This is a genomic window from Paraburkholderia sp. EG304, assembly GCF_046543485.1.
GTDB classification, from domain to species: Bacteria; Pseudomonadota; Gammaproteobacteria; order Burkholderiales; family Burkholderiaceae; genus Paraburkholderia; species Paraburkholderia youngii.
In genome coordinates this window covers 1-19,001 of record NZ_JBKGUA010000013.1, presented here as the reverse complement: position 1 = coordinate 19,001, position 19,001 = coordinate 1, and the positions used below count along the sequence as shown (strand labels likewise).

The window sequence follows — 19,001 nt, the reverse complement described above, 5'->3', positions numbered from 1 at the left end:
GCCGGGGCTCACCCGCTGACTACTTTTGACGCGTTGCGTCATCGCACTGCTCATCAATGTGAAGCAGGTAGAACGCCTCATACAAAAATAGGGCTGCGAGTCTCGCGCTCGCGCAGATGATTGCATCAAATGACAACTCGTCCCGAGACGAAATCTAACAATGTTTAAACGATTTATTCTGAGATTATTCTTATACTGGACACGCAATTGTTAAATAAGAGTACCTGAAAGGAATCTTAAGGCGGATAAGCGGCATAGCCGAAATGCCGCTCCAGCAAGGGTCTGCGGTCCGCATTGTGATGTCCGTCCGGGTGCCTCCCAGTACTGGCAGACCGGAGGAACCTAAGAAACACGTCAATTGTTTTCAGTTAGGGTTTTTCGCGACGGATTGCCGGTACACGGTAAGCGGGATGAAAGAGGGTTTTCGATTATCATGATCTGCCCTGCATAATCGCTATGGTAATTACATTTATGCGCTGATTCAGCTTCATGAAAGCCGCGTCATGGCGGGGGTACGGCGAGGGACCATTAGTCAGAAAGTAGCAGCCGGAATTTTATGGGAAGCCGGATCGACGGCGCTGTCGTCATCCCGGTCGTCAGCCGGTGCGCCGGCCGTCAGCCGCGAAAGGTGCTGTTACGTTGTGGGGTGTTATGAGAATTGCTGTCCTCGATGATGATTCGGCTCAGGCCGACCTTGTGTGTCAAACGCTATCCGCCGCTGGACACGTCTGTCATGCGTATGGCGCAGGGCGTGAACTGGTGCGCCAGTTGCGTCGCCAGACGTTCGACCTGCTCGTGCTCGACTGGAACGTTCCGGACATGTCCGGCGAAGAAGTGCTCCGCTGGGTGCGCGAGAGCCTGTCCGAGCGTCTGCCGGTGCTGTTCATGACGAGCCGCGGCCGCGAATCCGACATCACTTCGATTCTGAACATCGGGGCCGACGACTATCTCGTCAAACCCGTGTCGGGCGCGGTGCTGCTCGCCCGGGTCGGCTCGCTGCTGCGGCGTGCCTATTACCTGAAGCCGCCGGCGACCAGGGAAGTGTTCGGCGACTTCGAGTTCGACCTGAGCGCCAAGCACGTCGTCGTGCGCGGCACGCCGGTCTCCGTCACGCAAAAAGAGTTCGAGCTCGCGCTGCTGCTGTTCCAGCATATGAGCCGGCCGCTGTCGCGCGCACACATTCTCGACGTGATCTGGAAGCAGGCCACCGACATCCCGTCGCGCACGATGGACACGCACGTGTCGATGCTGCGCAGCAAGCTCGGTCTGCGCCCGGAGCAGGGTTATCGGCTCACGCCAATCTACGGCTATGGCTACCGCCTCGAGCGGATCGAAGCCGACACACCACCTACCGCCAACGACGAGCCCACTGAAGAAGCGGGGGAGGCGTGACGGTCTGCGTGGGTGGGGCGGCGTCGGGCGGCGGCGCTATCTCCGGCCTTCGTGCCGCCGCGTGGCTTGCCGCGGCCTGCCTGATTGCAACGGGCGCGACCGGTTGGAGTGCGCTCGCGCACGCGCAGCCCGCGCGCGGCAAGACCGGTGCGAAGGTGCTGCCGGTCTACGCTTCCTACACCACGCACGAAGGCGACACGCTGTACGACATCGCCGCCCGCTACATGGCCGACCCTTCCGACTGGGCGCTGTTGAGCAGGCTCAATCACGTGCCCGCGCCGCGCCGCATGCCGGCCGGCATCGTGCTGCGTTTGCCGTTCCAAAGGCTGCGCCAGGATCCGGACACGGCGCGAGTGGTCGCGACCAGCGGTCCGGTCGAGCACGCGTTCCACACAAACCCTTATCTGCCGTTGAAAAGCGGTGAAACGCTTGCCGAAGGCGATCACTTGCGCACCGGCGCGAACGGGTTCGCGACGCTCGAACTGCCCGACGGCTCGTATGTGACGGTCGCGCAAAATGGCGAGCTCAATATTGAGAGGCTGCGGCACATCACGCTGACCGGCGCGGCAGATCGCATCTTCCAGTTGCGTTCCGGCGAAGTCGAAAGCCAGGTCACGCATGCAACGCGACGCGACGATCGCTTTCAGATCCGGTCGCCTTCGGTGGTCGCCGGGGTGCGCGGTACGCGCTTTCGCGTCGATTACAACGGCGACACGCAGACCACCGCGGTGGCGGTGCTCGATGGCGCGGTCGGCGTCGATCCGGCCAAGCAGCATGGCCAGAGCGCCGCGCCGGTGCCGGGCAGGCCGCTGCAGGCGTCCGAGCAACTGGTGAAGGCAAGCTTCGGCAACGTCACACACTCGGGCGGCGCGATCGGCAGTCCGCTCCAGCTGTTGCCGGCGCCTTCGGTCGAGCGGCCGGCGCGCGTGCAGGACGGCAAGACCGTCGCGTTCGACGTCAACCCGGCCGAGCACGCGGTCGGCTATCGGCTGCAGATTTCGCACGATGCCGATCAGCTCGACCTGGTACGCGATCTACGCGTGAGCGTGCCGCACGCCGACTTCGGCGATCTGCCCGACGGCACGTACTTCGTGCGTGTCGCGTCAACCGATAGCAACGGCCTCGACGGCCTGCCGAACGTGTATGCGTTCGAGCGCCGCCAACTCGGGCTGGACGCTTCGGCCGCGCAGCGCGCGGGTAGCCACGACTACGAGTTCCGCTGGTTCGTCAGCCACAGCAACGTGCCGACGCGTTTTCGCTTCGTGCTCGCGAAGACGGCTGATCTAAGCCATCCCGTGATCGATCGCACCGATCTGGCGGGCGGCGAACTCGTGATCAGCGATCTGCCGCCTGGCGTCTACTACTGGACGATCGTCGCCGAGCAGTTCGACAACGGCCGCTTCTACGAAAAGAGCAGCCCGGTCCGCTCCTTTACGCTGGCGCGCTGACGCTGGTAGATTCTCGGAGCCGGCTTGCTGCCCGGTCCGTCCTCCCGTTCCGGATTACATCGCCCCTTGCCCGCCACTTCTACGCGACTGAGCCTCGATCCGCGCGCCCGTCTCGGACGGCGGGCCGGCCGGCGCTTTCTGATCGAGTGGCTCAGCGTTGGCTGTCTCGGCCTCGTGGTGATCCTGCTGACATCGTTCGGGCGCGTCGGCGCCGGCATCGATCTGCTGGTATACGACCAGTTTCTGAAGCTGCGCAAGCAGCCGCTGCTGTCCGACATCGTCGTCGTCGAGATCGACAATGCGGCCATCGACGCGCTCGGCCGCTGGCCGTGGCCACGCAGCGTGCATGCGCGGCTGCTCGAGCAGCTCGCCGCGGCCAAACCTGCCGCGGTGATCTACGACGTGCTGTTCACCGAGCCCAACGTCGACGACGCCCAGCTCGCCCACGCCGTCGCGCTGAGCCCGACCTATCTGCCCGTGCTGCTGACGCCGCCCGATGCGAGCGGCGAGCGCACCGTCGATGAACCCGTCACGCCGCTCGCGCAGGCAGCAGCCGGGCTCGGTCACATCAATTTCGAAGTGGACAGCGATGGCATCGTGCGCAGCGTCGCGCGCTTCCAGGGCGACGAGCACTCGCGCTGGCCGCAACTGACGGTGCTCGTCGCCGACGCGGTCGAACGCGGCAAGCTGCGGCTGCGCAACGGGCTGCCGCCGCGTCGCTCGACCGAGCCGGCGCGCGGCAGCGACGACGGCCGCGAAGACCGCTTCCTGATTCCGTTCGGCCCGAATGCCGCGAACTACGCGAAGCTCGGTTTCGCCGACGTGCTCGCCGGCAAGGTGCCGGCCGATCAGCTGCGCGGGCGCATCGTCGTGATCGGCGTGACGGCGTCGGGTCTGTACGACCGCTTCGCGACGCCGGTGTCGGGCGAGCTCGGTCCGCTGCCAGGCGTCTACATCCACGCGAACGTGCTCGACACGCTGCTGACCGGCCGCGAGATCCAGCCGGTCGCGCTGTGGATCGTGTTCGCGGCGGCGCTCGCGCCGCTCGCCGCGTTGCTCGGCGGCTTCCTCGTGCTGTCGCCGCGCCGCTCTCTATTGCTGACCGGCGCGCTGGTGCTGCTCGCCGTGGCCGGCAGCGCGCTGCTGCTGTACAGCGGCAGGCTGTGGATGTCGCCGGTGCCGGCGATCCTCGGCGTCGTGATCGTCTACCCGATCTGGAACTGGCGACGCCTCGAAATGACGATGGCGTATCTGCGCGGCGAACTGCAACGTCTCGCCGACGAGCCGCATCTGCTGCCCGAAACGCCGAAGCGCCGCCGCGAATTCGGCGGCGACGTGCTCGCGCAGCACATGGCGCTGATGGCTGAGGCCGCGCAACGGGTGCAGGACATGAAGCGCTTCGTGTGGGACAGCCTCGACAGCATGCCGGAGCCGATTCTCGTCAGCGATGTGGACGGCGTCGTGCTGATCGCGAATCACGCGGCGAAAGCGCATTTCGCGGGGCTCGGCGCGCCGATGCCCGAGGGCCAGCCGATGCAAAGCGTGCTCGGCGGTCTCACGCTCGTGAAGACGATCGATGCCGGCGCGGCCGCGGACAACCAGCGCAACGTGTACGCGCACGCGCATTGGCCGGCGCCGCTCGACCCGACGCGCGGCGAGTTCGCGGCGCTGATGGCGCAGGGTGTCGAGGTGCGCGACTCGAACGAGCGCGACCATCTGCTGCGCTATGCGACCTGCACCAACGCGCAGGGTGAGACGACCGGCTGGATCGCCGGTCTCGTCGACGTGTCGGCGCTGCATGCGGCCGAGCGTCAGCGCGAGGACGCGCTGCGGCTGTTGTCGCACGACATGCGCTCGCCGCAGGCGTCGATCATTGCGCTGGTCGAGATCGAGCGCGCGCGGACCGAGCCGGCGCTCGCGCGCAGCGTGCTCGAGCGCATCGAACGCTACGCGCAACGCGCGCTCACGCTCGCCGACGACTTCGTGCAACTGGCGCGCGCCGAGTCGCAGGCGTATGTGCTCGAGCCGCTGAGCCTGACCGAACTCGTCATCGATGCGAGCGACGAGGTCTGGCCGCAGGCGCACGCGAAGCGCATCACGCTGCATACGGAAACCGGCCGACACCACCAGCGAAGATCTCTGGATTTGCGCCGACCGCTCACTGATGACGCGCGCGCTCGTCAATATTCTGAACAACGCGGTCAAGTACAGTCCGCCCGACACGCGCATCGTGTGCAGTTTCGCGAGCCAGCCGGCGGCTAGGCGCGAAGGCAGCGGGGCGGCTCGCGTGGCATGCACGATTCGCGACCAGGGCTATGGCATCCCGAAGGAGCAGCAGGCGGGGCTATTCGAGCGCTTTCGCCGTTTTCATGAGGCGGAGCGGCCGGAAGTGGGCGGCGCGGGACTCGGCATGGCGTTCATCAAAACCGTCGTCACGCGCCACGGCGGCAGCGTCGAAGTCGTCAGCGCGCCCGGCGAGGGGACGGCCTTTACGATCTGGCTGCCCGCGCTCGACGACGCGCCGCTCGATGAAACCAGCGCACCGCGCGCCTGATGCGCTTGTGATGGATTCGATGGACTAGAGAGAAAACAGAAAATGGCGAAGATCGCTCACCTCTATGCCGCGCTGGCTGCGGCGAGCCTCACCGCTTGCGCGGGCCCGAGCGCCGACGTGCACACCGCCTCCGCTAGCGGCGCCGACCATGCCATTGCGCTGCAAGGCGGGCAGACCTATTCACTCGCGCGCACGCAGTCACAGAACGACAGCGCCGACCATCCGCAAGTCGAAAAGCTGCTGCGCGACGAGTTGGCGAAACACGGCTTCGTCGATACGGCGGGCAAGTCCGCGCATTTTCTGCTGTCGATCGCGTATAGCACGCGGCCGGCGTCGATCGGCATTGGCGGCGGGGATTGCGCGCCCGCCGATTGCGGCGGGGGCAGCGACGGTCCGGGCGCGCTGCTATTCGGGCGCAACTATCAGCACGCGCTGACACTGCGCTTTTTCGACTATGCGAGCGGCGCCGAGCGCTACAAGGTCAGTGCGGTGTATATGGATCGCGACGCGGACCCGCTGCATGCGTTGCCGCTGCTCGTGAAAACCGCGCTTGCGAAGCTGCCGTACGACGCGCCGGCCGACTGGCGCGTGAAGCTCAGTATCGACAAGGCGAGCGGTGCGCCGAACGTCGATTCTATGGAGCCGCTGCAGCGCTAAATAACGCAGCTTCGAGTCGCCGGAGCCGTGCGTGTCGGTTATTCCTGCGCCGGCTCGCCGCCTGGCCAGCGGTTTTCGAACACGCAATCGGCTAGCGGCAGACGGCTCGCCCAGCGCTCCGTTTCGAGCATCGGCTCGCTGTAGAACGCATCGACGTGGCCGAGGCACAGAATCGCGACCGGCCGCGCGCCTTCCGGCATCGCCAGTAGCTGGTGCACCGCGTCGACATCGAACAGCGACACCCATCCAAGCCCGAGTCCTTCGGCGCGTGCGGCGAGCCACATGTTCTGGATCGCGCACGCGACCGACGCGAGGTCCATCTCCGGCAGCGTGCGACGGCCGAACACGTGTCGCTCGCGCCCGTCCATCAACGCGATCACCAGCAGTTCCGCGCAGTCGCGCATGCCTTCGACCTTCAGCTTCATGAATTCGTCGCGGCGCTTGCCGAGCGCGTCGGCGGTGGCGAGCCGTTCGCGCTCGACGATGTCGCGCAAGCCCGTGCGCAGCGCTGCATCGGTGATGCGCACGATGCGCCACGGCTGCATGTAGCCGACGCTCGGCGCGTGATGCGCCGCGTCGAGCAGACGCCGCAGCACCGCCGGATCGACCGGATCGGGCACGAAGTGGCGCATGTCGCGGCGTTCGTAAATCGCGCGATAGACCGCGTCGCGCTCGGAGTCGTCAAAAGGCTTCGCCATGAAAGAGGGCGGCCGTGAAAGCCGGGTTGGAGGGCCAGTAAGCGTGCATATAGGTTGCCACAATCGGACCCACGCGGAACACCGCTTCGCCGGGCGTGTCGCTGTGCGCGCGGGTGGCGAAGCGCTGCGGCTCGAGCGATGTCGCGAGCTTCGAGTAATGGAACGTGTGGCCGGTCAGCGTGCCGTGCAGGCCGTCGATCTGCTGCATGCCGAGCGACGTGAAGCGCGTTTGCATCTCCGCGTGACCGGGCAGCAGGCCGAGCATCGGCGTGCTCTTGCCTTGCGCGTCGGTCAGGGTGTCGAGCAGGTAGAGCATGCCGCCGCATTCGGCGACCACCGGTTTGTCCGCCTCGACGTGCGCGCGGATCGATGCCGCGCTGCGCATGTTGCCAGCGAGCGTCGCCATTTGCAGTTCGGGGTAGCCGCCCGGCAGATAGAGCGCATGTGTGTCGGCGGGCAACGCTTCGTCGGCGAGCGGCGAGAAATAGCTGAGCCGCGCGCCGAGCGCTTCGAGCAGCGCGAGGTTGGCGGGATAGATGAACGAGAACGCGGCATCGCGCGCGATCGCGATGTGCTTGCCTTCGAGCAGACGCGGCAGCACTTCGGGCGACGGTGCGCCGAAATCGACCGGCGGCGGCAGTTCGGCGAGCGCGGTCGACGCGAGCGTATCCGCCGCGCGTTCGAGGCGCGCTTCGAGATCGTCGATTTCATCGGCCTGATGCAGGCCGAGGTGGCGGTCGGGCAACGTGATCTCGTCGCTCGCGGCGATGTGGCCGCACCAGCGCAGTTCGGGCGGCAGCGCTTCCTGCAGCATCTGCGCGTGCCGAGCCGAGCCGACGCGATTCGCGAGCACGCCATGAAACGGCAGTTGTGGTCTGAAGCGAGCAAGGCCGAACGCGAGCGCGCCGAAGGTCTGCGCCATCGCCTGCGCCGAAATCACCGCAAGCACTGGCACGCCGAACGTGGTCGCCAGATCGGCGCTGCTCGGCGTGCCGTCGAACAGGCCCATCACGCCTTCGATCAGGATCAGATCGGCTTCTTGCGCCGCTTGCGCGAGCAGGTTGCGGCACGCGCTTTCGCCGACCATCCATAGATCGAGCGACAGCACTGGCGCGCCGCTCGCGCGCGCGAGGATCATCGGATCGAGAAAATCCGGCCCGCTCTTGAACACGCGCACGCGACGTCCGAGCCGCCGGTGATAGCGCGCGAGACCCGCGGTGATCGTGGTCTTGCCTTGTCCCGACGCGGGCGCGCTGATGAACAGCGCGGGGCACGCAGCGGAGGAAGTCCCCTTGGGGGATGCGGACATCGCTCAGAACTCCACGCCGCGCTGCGCCTTCACACCCTGCTCGCGATACGGATGCTTGATCGCGCGCATTTCGGTGACGAGGTCGGCGGCTTCGATCAGCGCATCGGGCGCATGGCGTCCGGTCACGACGACGTGCAGCATCGGCGCGCGCGCTTTGATCACCGCGAGCACTTCGTCGAGCGGCAGGTACTCGTACTTCAGCACGGTGTTCAGCTCGTCGAGGATCACCATCTGGTAGTCGCCGCTTTCGATCATCCGCCGCGCTTCGTTCCAGCCCTTGCGCGCGGTCGCCATATCGGCTTCGCGATTCTGCGTGTTCCACGTATAGCCGTCGCCCATCGTGACGAAATCGCATTGCGCGATTGCGCCGAGGAAATCGCGCTCCGACGTATGCAGCGCGCCCTTGATGAACTGCACGACGCCCAGCCGCATGCCGTGGCCGAGCACCCGCACGGCCATGCCGAACGCGGCCGTGCTCTTGCCCTTGCCCGTGCCGGTGTTGACGATCAGCAGGCCTTTTTCGACGGTCGCGCTGGCCTGCTTCTTTTCGTGGCCTTCGCGGCGGCGCTCGGTCATGCGTTGATGCGATTCGGGGTCGGTTTTCATCGAAGGTCCTGGTCTTGAGGGGCGGGATGGAAGGGCGCTACGTCGCCGGCTGCGGTGTCGGTCGCCGCCGCAATTGCAATGGTGATACCAGCGTGCGTGGTCTTGGGTACGACCAGACGTGCGGTTTGCGCGATTGTCGCGGAGACCGAAGCTGCTGCCGCCAGTAGCGCACACGGTTCGCACACACCGTCGACACCAAGATGCGCGCGCGCGGCCGCCGACGGCGACGCGACCGGCGCGGCCGCGATCTGCTCGCGGCTGAACAGTTGCAGCGGCAGTTGATGGCGTGAACAGAATTCGAGCAGACCTGCTTCGTTGGCTTTCGTGTCGATCGTCGCGATGGTGTGGATCCGCTCGAAGGCATTCGAACCGAGTGCTGCGCGCACGGCGGCTTCGATGTCGCCGGCATCGCTGTGCAAGCGGCAACCTATGCCGACGCTTAGCGTTTTGAGCGCGTTCGCAGCTTGTTCGTGATCGACTCGGCCATCGCGGTTCGCCGCTTCACGTGCAAGCGCGAGCGAGGCCACGCCGCCGATCACGACGATCGCCGGCGAGCCGAGCCCTGCGCGCACGACCGCCTCGGCAAACTCGCGCAGCGGCGCGAGCACGTGACGCTGCTCGGGCCGCGTCGCCGACTCGATCGCCGCACAGGGTGTATCGGCGGACATGCCGGCCGCGAGCAACGCGGCGACGATTTCGCCGAGCCGCCGCATGCCCATATAGATCACGATCGTCATGCGGGTCGCGGCGAGCGCGGCCCAGTCCGGTTCGCCGCTGCCGGCGCCGTGGCCGGTGACGAACACGACGCCCTGCGCGTAATCGCGATGCGTGACCGCGATGCCGAGCGTCGCGGGTGCGGCGATGCCGGCCGTAATGCCGTTGATCACGTCGACTTCGATACCCGCCGCCTGCAGCGCCTGCAATTCTTCGCCGCCGCGGCCGAACACGAACGGATCGCCGCCCTTGAGCCGCGCGACGCTGCGTCCCGCGCGCAGATGCCCGAGCATTTGCGCGACGATGTCCGCTTGCGGCGTCGACGGATGGCCGCCGCGCTTGCCGACGTACACGACTTGCGCGTTGGCGCGTGCAAACTGCAGTACGTCGGGATTGACCAGATCGTCGACCAGCACGACATCGGCCTGCGCGAGCGCACGGGTGGCCTTCAGCGTCATCAGTTCGACGTCGCCGGGACCGGCGCCGATCAGCCAGGCGCGCGTCATCGCGGCGTGCATGGCGGATGCCATGCGGAGATGGGAGGAGAGAAGCGGCGTGCGACGGTGCACGCGGCGGTGAATATAGAGGTCATGCAGTACAGCGAATCCGGGCGCGGCCACTCATGCGGCTCGCGGCGGATTCTTCAGAGAGAGAACGCCACGAAACGCGCGATGCCACGTTTCTACGCCTTCACATCCGTTCCCCGCGGATTCCGGCGGCCGGCGGCGCAACCTGATGCACGGGTGCATGGGGCGCCGCCTCCGCGTCTGGCCGGTATCCGGGCTGGCGGCCTCACGCGTTTCGCCTTCCCGTCCTTGTTCGCGAATCTGCGGATTCGCGGGGCAGTGGCATCAAAAAACGCATGCGCGGCACGGTGGAATCGAAGCTGGATCGAATCGCGCGCCGCAGGTCGCTTACCGTTGCGGGGACAGCACAGGTTGAACGCGCGACGCGCTGCCTGTTTCCCGTTTAACTGCACATGCGAGTGCATGTGCGGGCACCAAACGCGCGCATACGATAGCACATGGCGCCTTGCCAGATAAGCCTCGGCGACGCTTTCCGGCGGCCTGCGTTCCTTGACTGCGCATGCCCGGGGGCCTACACTCGCACGCACTTTGGGTGCTCGCGTGCGCGTTCGTGCGCATGCAGTTAAACGGGAAACAGGGAGCCATCTGCGCTAGAGCGGCTAACCTGTGCTGTCCCCGCAACGGTAAGCGAAAAGCGGTTCCGGGTTGATAGCCGGGCACCGCGGTGCCGGCTTCGATGTCCTCGCGCAAGGTCGCGTCGACATATCACCACTGGACGAGAAACCACTCGGCCGGGAAGGGGAAGCGGCGCTTTCGCCAGCCCGGATACCGGCCCGAAGAAGCAGAACGACCGCCGCGGGGATGCGGCGGCGCGTTCATGACCTCAGTTCCGTTTTCTGTATTTCCGTTGTCGCGGCAATGCCGTCGTTCGTCCCCGTGTCTGGTGATCGCTGGTACTGTGCGCGTGATTCATTCGCTCCGTTCGCCAGCCGATGCCGACCGATGCGCGGACTTTGCGGCAGACCGATGCAACGCAAAGGGATGGACCTCACGATGCAAACTCAATTGCGCAAGATTCCCGTCACGATCGTCACCGGCTTTCTCGGCAGTGGCAAAACGACGTTGCTGCGGCACATCCTCAAGCATGCGGGCGGCAAGCGCATTGCGGTGATCGTCAACGAGTTCGGCGAACTCGGCATCGACGGCGAAATCCTCAAGGGCTGCGGCATCGGTTGCGATGAAAACGGCGTCGAGACCGAAGGGCAATTGTATGAACTCGCGAACGGCTGTCTGTGCTGCACCGTGCAGGAAGAGTTTTTCCCGGTGATGGAAAAACTCGCGGAGCGGCGCGACGAACTCGATCACGTGTTGATCGAAACCTCGGGGCTCGCATTGCCGAAGCCGCTCGTGCAGGCGTTCAACTGGCCGCAGATCCGCAACGGCTTCACGGTCGACGCGGTGGTGACGGTGGTGGACGGCCCGGCCGCCGCAAGCGGCCAGTTCGCCGAGAACCCGGTCGCGGTCGATGCGCAGCGCAAGGCCGATCCGAATCTCGATCACGAGTCGCCGCTGCACGAGCTGTTCGAAGACCAGTTGTCGGCCGCCGATCTGGTGATTCTGAACAAGACCGATCTGATCGACGACGCGCGGCAGCACGAAGTGGAAGCCGCGATCCGCGCGGAGATTCCGCCGCAGGTAAAGATCGTGCGCGCGCAGCAGGGACAGCTCGACCTGCATACGCTGCTGGGGCTCGAAGCGGCGTCGGAGCAGACGATCCACCTGCGGCACGACCACCACGGTTCCGCCGACGACCCCGATCATCATCACGACGAATTCGATTCGGTCGTCGTGCAGGCATCGGTGCCGTCGCGCGACGCGGCGCTCGCCGCGTTGCAGACGCTGGTCGAAAACCACACGATTTACCGTGTCAAAGGCTTCGCGGCACTGCCGGGCGCGGCGATGCGTCTGGTGATCCAGGGCGTGGGCCGGCGCTTCGACAGCTACTTCGACCTGCGCTGGCAGGCGGGCGAAAACGGCGACGGCGCCCCGAGCCGCTTTGTGCTGATCGGAGAAGACCTCGATCGACCCGCGCTGCAACAGGCTTTCGACGCGGCGCTCGGCGCGACGTCGAACGCGACGGCATAACGGGCGCACCAGCATGCATCTGCTGCGCACGACGCCGGGCGGTTTCGTCGACGATACGCAGGGCGTGATCCGCATCGATCAGCAGCCCGCCGATATCGTCGTGCTCAGTTCCGCCGACACCACGCTGTCGCTGCTCGCGAGCGTGGTGCCGCGTCTTGGCGACGGCTTCCCGAGCGTGCGGCTTGCGAACGTCACGTATCTGCGTCAGCCGGCCTCGGTCGATTTCTATCTGGACGACGTGTTGCAGCATGCGCGCGTGGTCGTCGTCGATCATCTCGGCGGCGAAGCGTATTGGCCGTACGGCATCGAGCAGGTCGTCGCGCTCGCGCAGCGCAAACAGCAAACGCTCGCGATGTTTTCCGGCGATCTGCAGGAAGACCCGAACCTGCTCGCGCGCAGCACTGCGAGCGCCGAGTTGTGTCAGCAGTTGTGGCGCTATTTGCGCGAGGGCGGTCCGCAGAACGCCGAGGCGTTTTTGCGCTGCATCGCGTATCGCGCGATCGGCTGGGGGTGCGAGCCCGAGCCGCCGCGCGCGTTGCCGGCCGCGTCGCTGTATCACCCCGAGCGCGATACGCCTACCGTCGCCGATTGGCAGGCGCGCTGGCGGCAGGACGCGCCCGTCGTCGCGATCCTGTTCTACAAGGCGCATCTGCAGGCCGCCAATACCGCGGTGTTCGATGCGCTGATCGATGCGCTCGAAGCGCAAGGGCTCAATCCGCTGCCGCTCGCGATCACGTCGTTGAAGGATGCGATGAGCCGTGATGTCGTGCAGTCGCTGTGCGCGCAACATGGCGTCGCGCTGGTGCTGAACACGACCGCGTTCGCCGCGTCCGCGATCGACGACCCCGAGCCGCTCGCGCTCGCCGGCGACGCGCCGGTGTTCCAGGTGATCCTGAGCGGCGGCAATCGCGAGGATTGGCTGAAAGACAACCACGGCCTGAATTCGCGCGACATCGCGATGCACGTCGCGCTGCCCGAAGTGGACGGGCGCATCATTACGCGCGCGATCAGTTTCAAGGGTCTCGCGTATCGCTGTGCGCGTACCCAGGTCGATGTGGTCCGCTATCAGCCCGATCTCGAACGGGTGCGTTTTCTCGCCGAGCTGAGCCGCCGCTGGTGCCGTTTGCGTTCGCTCGATAACGCCGACAAGAAAGTCGCGTTGATTCTCGCGAACTATCCGATGAGCGAAGGGCGCATCGGTAATGGCGTCGGGCTCGACACGCCGGCATCGGTGGTCGGCATTCTGTCGATGCTGCGCGATGAGGGCTATCGTGTCGGCGAACTGCCCGAGCACGGCGACGCGTTGTTGAACAGGCTGACCGAGGGCGTGACCAACGATCCGGTCGTCCGCGATCTGCGTCCGGCCCTGCAAAGTCTCGCGCTCGACGACTATCTCGCGCATTTCAACGCATTGCCGGCGAGCGTGCGCGACGCGTTGAACGCGCGCTGGGGCAAGCCCGAAGAGGACCCGACGCTGCGGCGCGGCCGCTTCATGATCGCGGGTTGGCGCTGCGGGCAGGTGTTCGTCGGCATTCAGCCTTCGCGTTCGCGCGAGCAAGGCGACTACGCGAGCTATCACGATGCGGAGCTCGTACCGCCGCATGCCTACCTCGCGTTCTACTTCTGGCTGCGCCACCAGTTCGGCATCGACGCGGTCGTGCACGTCGGCAAGCACGGCAACCTCGAATGGCTTCCGGGCAAAAGTGTCGCGTTGAGCGACGCGTGCTGGCCCGATCTGATTCTCGGACCGATGCCGCATCTGTATCCGTTCATCGTCAATGATCCGGGCGAGGGCAGCCAGGCGAAGCGGCGTGCGCAGGCGGTGATCATCGATCATCTGATGCCGCCGCTTACGCGCGCTGAAAACTATGGGCCGCTGCAGGACCTCGAACGCCAGGTCGACGAATACTACGAAGCATTGATGGTCGATTCGCGTCGCGCAAAGCTCTTGCGTCGCACGATTCTGACGACGATCGTCGAGCATCGGCTGCACGAAGAGCTGAGTCTCGCGGCGCCCGACGGACAGGACGATGAAGACGCGCTGCTCACGCGCGTCGATGCGTGGCTGTGCGAGCTGAAGGAAGCGCAGATTCGCGATGGTCTGCATACGTTCGGGCAGTCGCCGCGCGGCGTGCAGCGGCGCGATACGCTGCTCGCGCTCGGGCGCTTTCCGGTCGGCGATGGACAGGGCGGCAAGGCTGGGCTCGTCGACGCGCTGGCGCGCGATCTGCGCATCGATCATCTGTTCGATCCGTTGAGCGTGGATTGGGCCGCCGCATGGGACGGCCCACGTCCTGATGTCTTGCGGCGGATCAGCGATGCACCGTGGCGGCATTACGGCGATACGCGCGAGCGGCTGGAGTTGCTCGCGGGCGAGCTGTTGCGCGGCGTCTGCGGTGTCGATTGCGATGACGCGGATCGTTCGCAGGCCGTTCCTGTAGCCGACGAAAGTCTGCAGCAAGCGGCACAGGTAATTGCACGCCTGCGCGACGACGTGCTGCCGCGCCTCGACGCATGCGGCCCGCAGGAAATGACGCAGCTCAAGCGCGGCCTCGAAGGACGTTTCGTGCCGCCCGGTCCGAGCGGCTCGCCGTCGCGCGGACGGCCCGACGTGCTGCCCACCGGCCGCAACTTCTACTCGGTCGACACGCGCGCGGTGCCGACGCAAGCCGCGTGGGCACTCGGCCTGAAATCGGCGCAGCAACTGATCGAGCGGCATCTGCAGGAGCATGGCGATTATCCGCGCGCGATCGGCCTGTCGGTCTGGGGCACCGCAACGATGCGCACCGGCGGCGACGATATCGCGCAGGCGCTCGCGCTGCTCGGCGTGCGGCCGAAGTGGGCGCCGGGCAGTCATCGCGTGACGGACTTCGAGATCATGCCGATCGAAGCGTTCGATCGGCCGCGTATCGACGTCACGTTGCGCGTATCCGGTTTCTTCCGCGATGCGTTCGCGAACGTGATGCATCTGTTCGATGCGGCCGTGCAAGCGGTTGCCGAACTCGACGAGCCGGCGGAGCTGAATCCGATTCGCGCGCGTGTGCAGCGCGAACGCGATGCGTTGATTGCGAGCGGCATGACCCGGTCGATGCGCGCAAGCGCGCCGGCTGGCGCGTGTTCAGCGCGCGGCCCGGCGCGTATGGCGCAGGTCTGCAGGAGATGATCGACTCGCGCGAGTGGCAGACCGACGCCGATCTGGCGAACGCGTATCAGGCGTGGGGCGGATATGCGTATGCGCAGAAGAGCGCGGGCGAGGAAGCGCATCAAGCGTTTGGCGCGCGCCTCGCAGCGCTGGATGTGGTGCTGCAGAACCAGGACAACCGCGAGCACGACGTACTCGATTCGAACGACTACTACCAGTTTCAGGGCGGCATGGTCGCGGCGGTACGGCATCTGGCCGGTCAGCAGCCGCGTGTCTATCACGCCGATCACAGCAATCCTGCCGCGCCGCGCGTGCGCACGTTGCAGGAGGAGATCGCGAGCGTGATCCGCTCGCGCGTGGTCAATCCGAAATGGCTCGATGGCGTGAAGCGCCACGGCTACAAGGGCGCGGCCGAAATCGCCGCGACCGTCGACTATCTGTATGGCTACGACGCGACCGCGCGCGTGATCGCGGATCATCAATACGCGCTCGTTGCCGATGCTTATCTGAACGACGCCGATACCCGCGCGTTCATGCAGCGGCACAACCCGCATGCGCTGCATTCGATCTGCGAGCGTTTGCTCGAAGCGATGCAGCGAGGGCTGTGGCAGCAGCCGGGCGACTATCGCGCGCAGGTGGAAGCGCATCTGCTTGCGAGCGAACAGCAGATCGAAGGAAGACAAACATGAATGGAGCGATGCGAAGAACGGACGACCTAGGCAGCGCGGGCTCTATTTCGGGCACGGCGTCGCGGCCGGTTTTTCCGTTTGCCGCGCTGATCGGCCAGGCCTCGTTGCAGCAGGCGCTGGTGCTTGCCGCGATCGATCCGGGCTTGGGCGGCGTACTGATCAGCGGACCGCGCGGCACCGCGAAGTCGACTGCCGCGCGCGCGCTTGCCGAGCTGCTGCCGGAAGGGCAGCTCGTGAACCTGCCGCTTGGCGCGAGCGAGGATCGTCTGATCGGCACGCTCGATATCGAAACCGTGCTGCGCGACGGCTCGGTGCGCTTCTCGCCGGGGCTGCTCGCGAAGGCCCATCGCGGCGTGCTGTACGTCGACGAAGTCAATCTGCTGCCCGATGCGCTCGTCGATGCATTGCTCGATGCGGCGGCGAGCGGCGTGAATACCGTCGAACGCGATGGCGTGTCGCACAGTCATGACGCGAGTTTCGCGCTGATTGGCACGATGAATCCCGAAGAGGGCGAGTTGCGGCCGCAACTGATCGACCGCTTCGGTCTGATGGTGGAGTTGCAGAACGCGTTCGAGCCGCAGGTGCGGCAGGCGATCGTCAAAGCGCGGTTCGCGTTCGATCTCGATCCCGCGGGGTTTCGTGCCTCTTATGCGGACCAGCAGGCTTCATACGTGCAGCGAATTCGCTCGGCGCGCGCGGCGCTGCCGCTGCTTGCGTTCGATGACGCCGTCCATGCGCGTGTGAGCGCGCTGTGCATCGACGCAGCCGTCGACGGCCTGCGCGCCGACCTCGTGATGCTGCGCGCGGCGCGCGCGCTGGCCGCGTTCGAACAGAGGGATGCGGTGACGGTCGGACATGTGGATTGCGTCGCCGATGCGGTGCTGCTTCATCGGCGGCGTCAGCATGATTCGCAGCCTGCGAATCAGCGTCAGTCGGACAGCGAGGCGCGATCGCAGGAAGTCGTTGGGGCGGCGTCTGGCGATTCGGCGACATCTTCCGCCGACCCCGACTGGGGCTACCTGCCGCCCGAGCCGGCCGGGACTGTGCCTGTCAAAGGCGTCATTCCGCTCGACGCAAAAAAACGCTGAGCCATCGGAAGGGCGCCGCCGCTGACTCGCGCAGCGGTTTTCGATGGCCGCAAGGCGTCAGAGCGGGTTTGCGCGATACGTCGCGCGGCGAACCGGGCCGGCGCATTGCATGGCCACCGACGCTCGCCGCGATGCGCGAGCGCACGCTGCGTCGCGAGCATCTGCGCTTCGCACGCGAAGCGCCGCGCGGCGGAGTGCTGCATTGCTTCGTGCTCGATTGCTCCGGGTCGATGCTGGCGGGCCAACGCCTGGCGCTCGCGAAGGGCCTACTGACTGCCTTGTTTGACCGTGCGAGTGCGATGCGCGCCGAGGCTGCGCTGATCTGCTTCGGTGGTGCGGGCGCTGACGTACGCTTCGGCCCCGCCGTGCCGCGCTGGTGGAACGAGCGATGGCTCGCGCCCGTGGGCGGAGGCGGTGGCTCGCCGCTCGCGTCGGGCGTGCGGAGCGCCGCGCATTTGCTCGAGCGCTGCGCGCGGCGACGGCCGGCCCAGCAGCGTTGGCTCTGGATTCTGACCGACGGCCGCACGTGCGACGAACCCGCGCGGCCGGCCGGCGCCGACGAAGTCGTGTTCGTCGATTTCGAGCGTGGTGCGATACGGCTCGGCCGTTGCGAAATGCTCGCCAATGCGTGGGGAGCGCGGCGGTTGACGCCTGAAGAGTTGATCGGCTGATCGATGTGTGCGCAGCGAGCTCGAACTGCTGCGTCCGCACGCGCGTTGCTTGCCAGCCGGAGCGCTTATTGGAGTCCGTTGGACCAGTGCTGCACGTCCTCCTGACGATCGAACACGAACACCTTCATCGCCATCTGTTGAGCGGAATCGAGTTGATCCAGTTCGAGGCCGTGCATGGACGGCTCGCCAGGCGTCTTGCCCTTCTGAACGTTGCGGATCACTGCCGTCGTCTCGATCTGCGAATAGAACTCGGCCGACTTCAGCCGGAATGCGATGCGCAGTCGGTCGCCGACCCCGCCCAGTGTCCACGACGCACACAACGACATGCCGAGCGCGCTGATGCCCTTGGCGACGCCAAGGCCCTCGTACGTGTCGCCGGCTCCACCTATGCCAAACCGCACGGGCAGATGCGCGTGGACGCGGATCGATTTGCGCTCGCGTAGCCGGCGGACCATGCCAGGCCTCGACAACACGACGTAGTCGAACGGCGCGCGGCAGACCGCTTCGACCGTGCAGACGAAACGGAACACGGCCTGACTCGCGATCGCCACGAGCTCGACGTTCTCGCCGGGTGTGAGCGGCAGCGGTTGGCCTTGCTGGATCGGCGGCGTGACGAACAGCGCATGATTCGGCGCGAAACCGATGATGCGGCATGGGTGCATCGGCGCGCCGCTGCCGAGTTGCGAGCGCATGCCGATCAATGCGCCGATCTCGAGGTGCATATCCTTCAGCGTCAGTTCGGCGGGCTGGTCAGGCTGGGCCGTGGGCGCCGGCGGTTGTTGTGCGCCGAGGTCGTGCAGGTCGCCGCGGTGCGGGCGGAAGTGTTGAAACAGAAAGGCGCGTTCGTCGGCGGTCGCGAGCGTCGTCGCGCTTGCGAACAGCAGCGTGCCGTCGGCATCGACGATCGGCCATGGCAGCGGCGTGCCTACCGGCACCGAATCAGGCTCGAGCGCCGGCGATGCAGCGGCGCGCTGGGTTTCCTCGACGTGTGCGTCGACGGGATGGTCCATAGTCGGCAGCTAATTTAAGTGGCGGGATGATCTGATTGACGGCGAGGAGGGGTAAAACTTTAACTTGGGGAGCGGTGGTGGGTTTCCGGACTTCGACGGATTGAATCGGAGGGCTAACTAATTTTGCTTCTTTTTTGATCTGACGTGAGTTGACTCTTTTGTGAATGTGGGCAATGAGATTGAGATGAGAGTCTTTGCTCCCAAAAGAAATTCGCAGAAGGGGCTTGACGTGTTGTCGACCGCTCTCCATAATCTCGTTTCTCTGCTGCAGACGCAGCGACGCAAACGAAGCGGTGCCGGGTAGTGGTGGTTCAGGCGCGGCGGGTTGGGCGGATCGATCTTTAAAAACTA

General features: G+C 65.9%; 12 protein-coding genes, 3 pseudogenes and 2 riboswitches. Of the genes and pseudogenes, 8 read left to right on the top strand and 7 right to left on the bottom strand.

What is annotated here, in order from left to right:
• Positions 1–651: 651 nt before the first annotated feature.
• From ACLFKU_RS17370 to ACLFKU_RS17355, 4 genes and pseudogenes are all read left to right on the top strand, one after another.
• Positions 652–1,392 carry a response regulator transcription factor gene (locus ACLFKU_RS17370; RefSeq protein WP_410849875.1) on the top strand — a complete coding sequence of 247 codons (741 nt, stop codon included), beginning with the start codon at positions 652–654 and terminating at the stop codon, positions 1,390–1,392.
• The gene (locus tag ACLFKU_RS17365) at positions 1,389–2,840 is read left to right on the top strand and encodes a FecR domain-containing protein (protein ID WP_410849874.1); all 1,452 of its coding nucleotides are present in this window, start codon (positions 1,389–1,391) and stop codon (positions 2,838–2,840) included. Before ACLFKU_RS17370 ends, ACLFKU_RS17365 begins: the two co-directional genes overlap by 4 nt.
• A gap of 66 nt (positions 2,841–2,906) precedes the next feature.
• A pseudogene (locus ACLFKU_RS17360) lies at positions 2,907–5,394 on the top strand (CHASE2 domain-containing protein).
• Between the two features lie 42 nt (positions 5,395–5,436).
• Positions 5,437–6,051 (top strand): DUF4136 domain-containing protein, encoded by a 615-nt coding sequence (locus ACLFKU_RS17355; protein ID WP_410849873.1) that lies wholly within the window; start codon positions 5,437–5,439, stop codon positions 6,049–6,051.
• Between the two features lie 38 nt (positions 6,052–6,089).
• Here the strand turns inward: ACLFKU_RS17355 and bluB are convergent, their stop codons facing one another.
• The 5 genes and pseudogenes from bluB to cobA all read right to left on the bottom strand — a co-directional run.
• Positions 6,090–6,749 (bottom strand): 5,6-dimethylbenzimidazole synthase, encoded by a 660-nt coding sequence (gene bluB / locus ACLFKU_RS17350; RefSeq protein ID WP_410849872.1) that lies wholly within the window; start codon positions 6,747–6,749, stop codon positions 6,090–6,092.
• Entirely contained in the window at positions 6,733–8,058 is a 1,326-nt protein-coding gene (locus tag ACLFKU_RS17345; protein WP_410849871.1) for a cobyrinate a,c-diamide synthase, read from the bottom strand. The genes bluB and ACLFKU_RS17345 overlap by 17 nt, the downstream gene beginning before the upstream one ends.
• 3 nt (positions 8,059–8,061) lie before the next feature.
• On the bottom strand, positions 8,062–8,664 hold the full coding sequence (gene cobO, locus ACLFKU_RS17340; protein WP_013091616.1) for a cob(I)yrinic acid a,c-diamide adenosyltransferase: 603 nt from the start codon (positions 8,662–8,664) through the stop codon (positions 8,062–8,064).
• Positions 8,661–9,095, bottom strand: a complete 435-nt coding sequence (locus ACLFKU_RS17335; RefSeq protein ID WP_410849971.1) for a cobalamin biosynthesis protein — start codon at positions 9,093–9,095, stop codon at positions 8,661–8,663. The genes cobO and ACLFKU_RS17335 overlap by 4 nt, the downstream gene beginning before the upstream one ends.
• A gap of 63 nt (positions 9,096–9,158) precedes the next feature.
• Positions 9,159–9,884: pseudogene (gene cobA, locus ACLFKU_RS17330) on the bottom strand (uroporphyrinogen-III C-methyltransferase); the annotation flags it as partial.
• A 245-nt stretch (positions 9,885–10,129) separates the two neighbouring features.
• Positions 10,130–10,398, bottom strand: a riboswitch (cobalamin riboswitch).
• A gap of 80 nt (positions 10,399–10,478) precedes the next feature.
• Positions 10,479–10,757, top strand: a riboswitch (cobalamin riboswitch).
• Between the two features lie 201 nt (positions 10,758–10,958).
• Here cobA and cobW point away from each other — a divergent pair.
• The 4 genes and pseudogenes from cobW (at position 10,959) to ACLFKU_RS17310 (ending at position 17,640) form a co-directional block, all read left to right on the top strand.
• Positions 10,959–12,050 carry a cobalamin biosynthesis protein CobW gene (gene cobW / locus ACLFKU_RS17325; RefSeq protein WP_410849870.1) on the top strand — a complete coding sequence of 364 codons (1,092 nt, stop codon included), beginning with the start codon at positions 10,959–10,961 and terminating at the stop codon, positions 12,048–12,050.
• A gap of 13 nt (positions 12,051–12,063) precedes the next feature.
• A pseudogene (gene cobN, locus ACLFKU_RS17320) lies at positions 12,064–15,881 on the top strand (cobaltochelatase subunit CobN).
• Entirely contained in the window at positions 15,878–16,969 is a 1,092-nt protein-coding gene (locus ACLFKU_RS17315; RefSeq protein WP_410849869.1) for an ATP-binding protein, read from the top strand. The pseudogene cobN and the gene ACLFKU_RS17315 overlap by 4 nt, the downstream one beginning before the upstream one ends.
• Positions 16,970–17,100: 131 nt before the next feature.
• On the top strand, positions 17,101–17,640 hold the full coding sequence (locus ACLFKU_RS17310) for a vWA domain-containing protein (RefSeq protein WP_410849970.1): 540 nt from the start codon (positions 17,101–17,103) through the stop codon (positions 17,638–17,640).
• Between the two features lie 65 nt (positions 17,641–17,705).
• On the opposite strand, the gene ACLFKU_RS17305 is transcribed toward ACLFKU_RS17310, so the two are convergent.
• Both ACLFKU_RS17305 and ACLFKU_RS17300 read right to left on the bottom strand, forming a co-directional pair.
• Entirely contained in the window at positions 17,706–18,650 is a 945-nt protein-coding gene (locus ACLFKU_RS17305; RefSeq protein WP_410849868.1) for a flagellar brake protein, read from the bottom strand.
• Positions 18,580–19,001, bottom strand: a 422-nt coding sequence (locus ACLFKU_RS17300; protein WP_410849867.1) for a hypothetical protein, incomplete at its 5' end; no start/stop codon positions are given. The genes ACLFKU_RS17300 and ACLFKU_RS17305, both read right to left, overlap by 71 nt.

What these genes read in the sequence shown, in the direction of transcription:
- ACLFKU_RS17305 (WP_410849868.1), bottom strand. Translation starts at nt 18,650, where the DNA reads ATGGACCATCCCGTCGACGCACACGTCGAGGAAACCCAGCGCGCCGCT.
- ACLFKU_RS17310 (WP_410849970.1), top strand. Translation starts at nt 17,101, where the DNA reads ATGCGCGAGCGCACGCTGCGTCGCGAGCATCTGCGCTTCGCACGCGAA.
- cobO (WP_013091616.1), bottom strand. Translation starts at nt 8,664, where the DNA reads ATGAAAACCGACCCCGAATCGCATCAACGCATGACCGAGCGCCGCCGC.
- bluB (WP_410849872.1), bottom strand. Translation starts at nt 6,749, where the DNA reads ATGGCGAAGCCTTTTGACGACTCCGAGCGCGACGCGGTCTATCGCGCG.
- ACLFKU_RS17345 (WP_410849871.1), bottom strand. Translation starts at nt 8,058, where the DNA reads ATGTCCGCATCCCCCAAGGGGACTTCCTCCGCTGCGTGCCCCGCGCTG.
- ACLFKU_RS17370 (WP_410849875.1), top strand. Translation starts at nt 652, where the DNA reads ATGAGAATTGCTGTCCTCGATGATGATTCGGCTCAGGCCGACCTTGTG.
- ACLFKU_RS17355 (WP_410849873.1), top strand. Translation starts at nt 5,437, where the DNA reads ATGGCGAAGATCGCTCACCTCTATGCCGCGCTGGCTGCGGCGAGCCTC.
- ACLFKU_RS17315 (WP_410849869.1), top strand. Translation starts at nt 15,878, where the DNA reads ATGAATGGAGCGATGCGAAGAACGGACGACCTAGGCAGCGCGGGCTCT.
- cobW (WP_410849870.1), top strand. Translation starts at nt 10,959, where the DNA reads ATGCAAACTCAATTGCGCAAGATTCCCGTCACGATCGTCACCGGCTTT.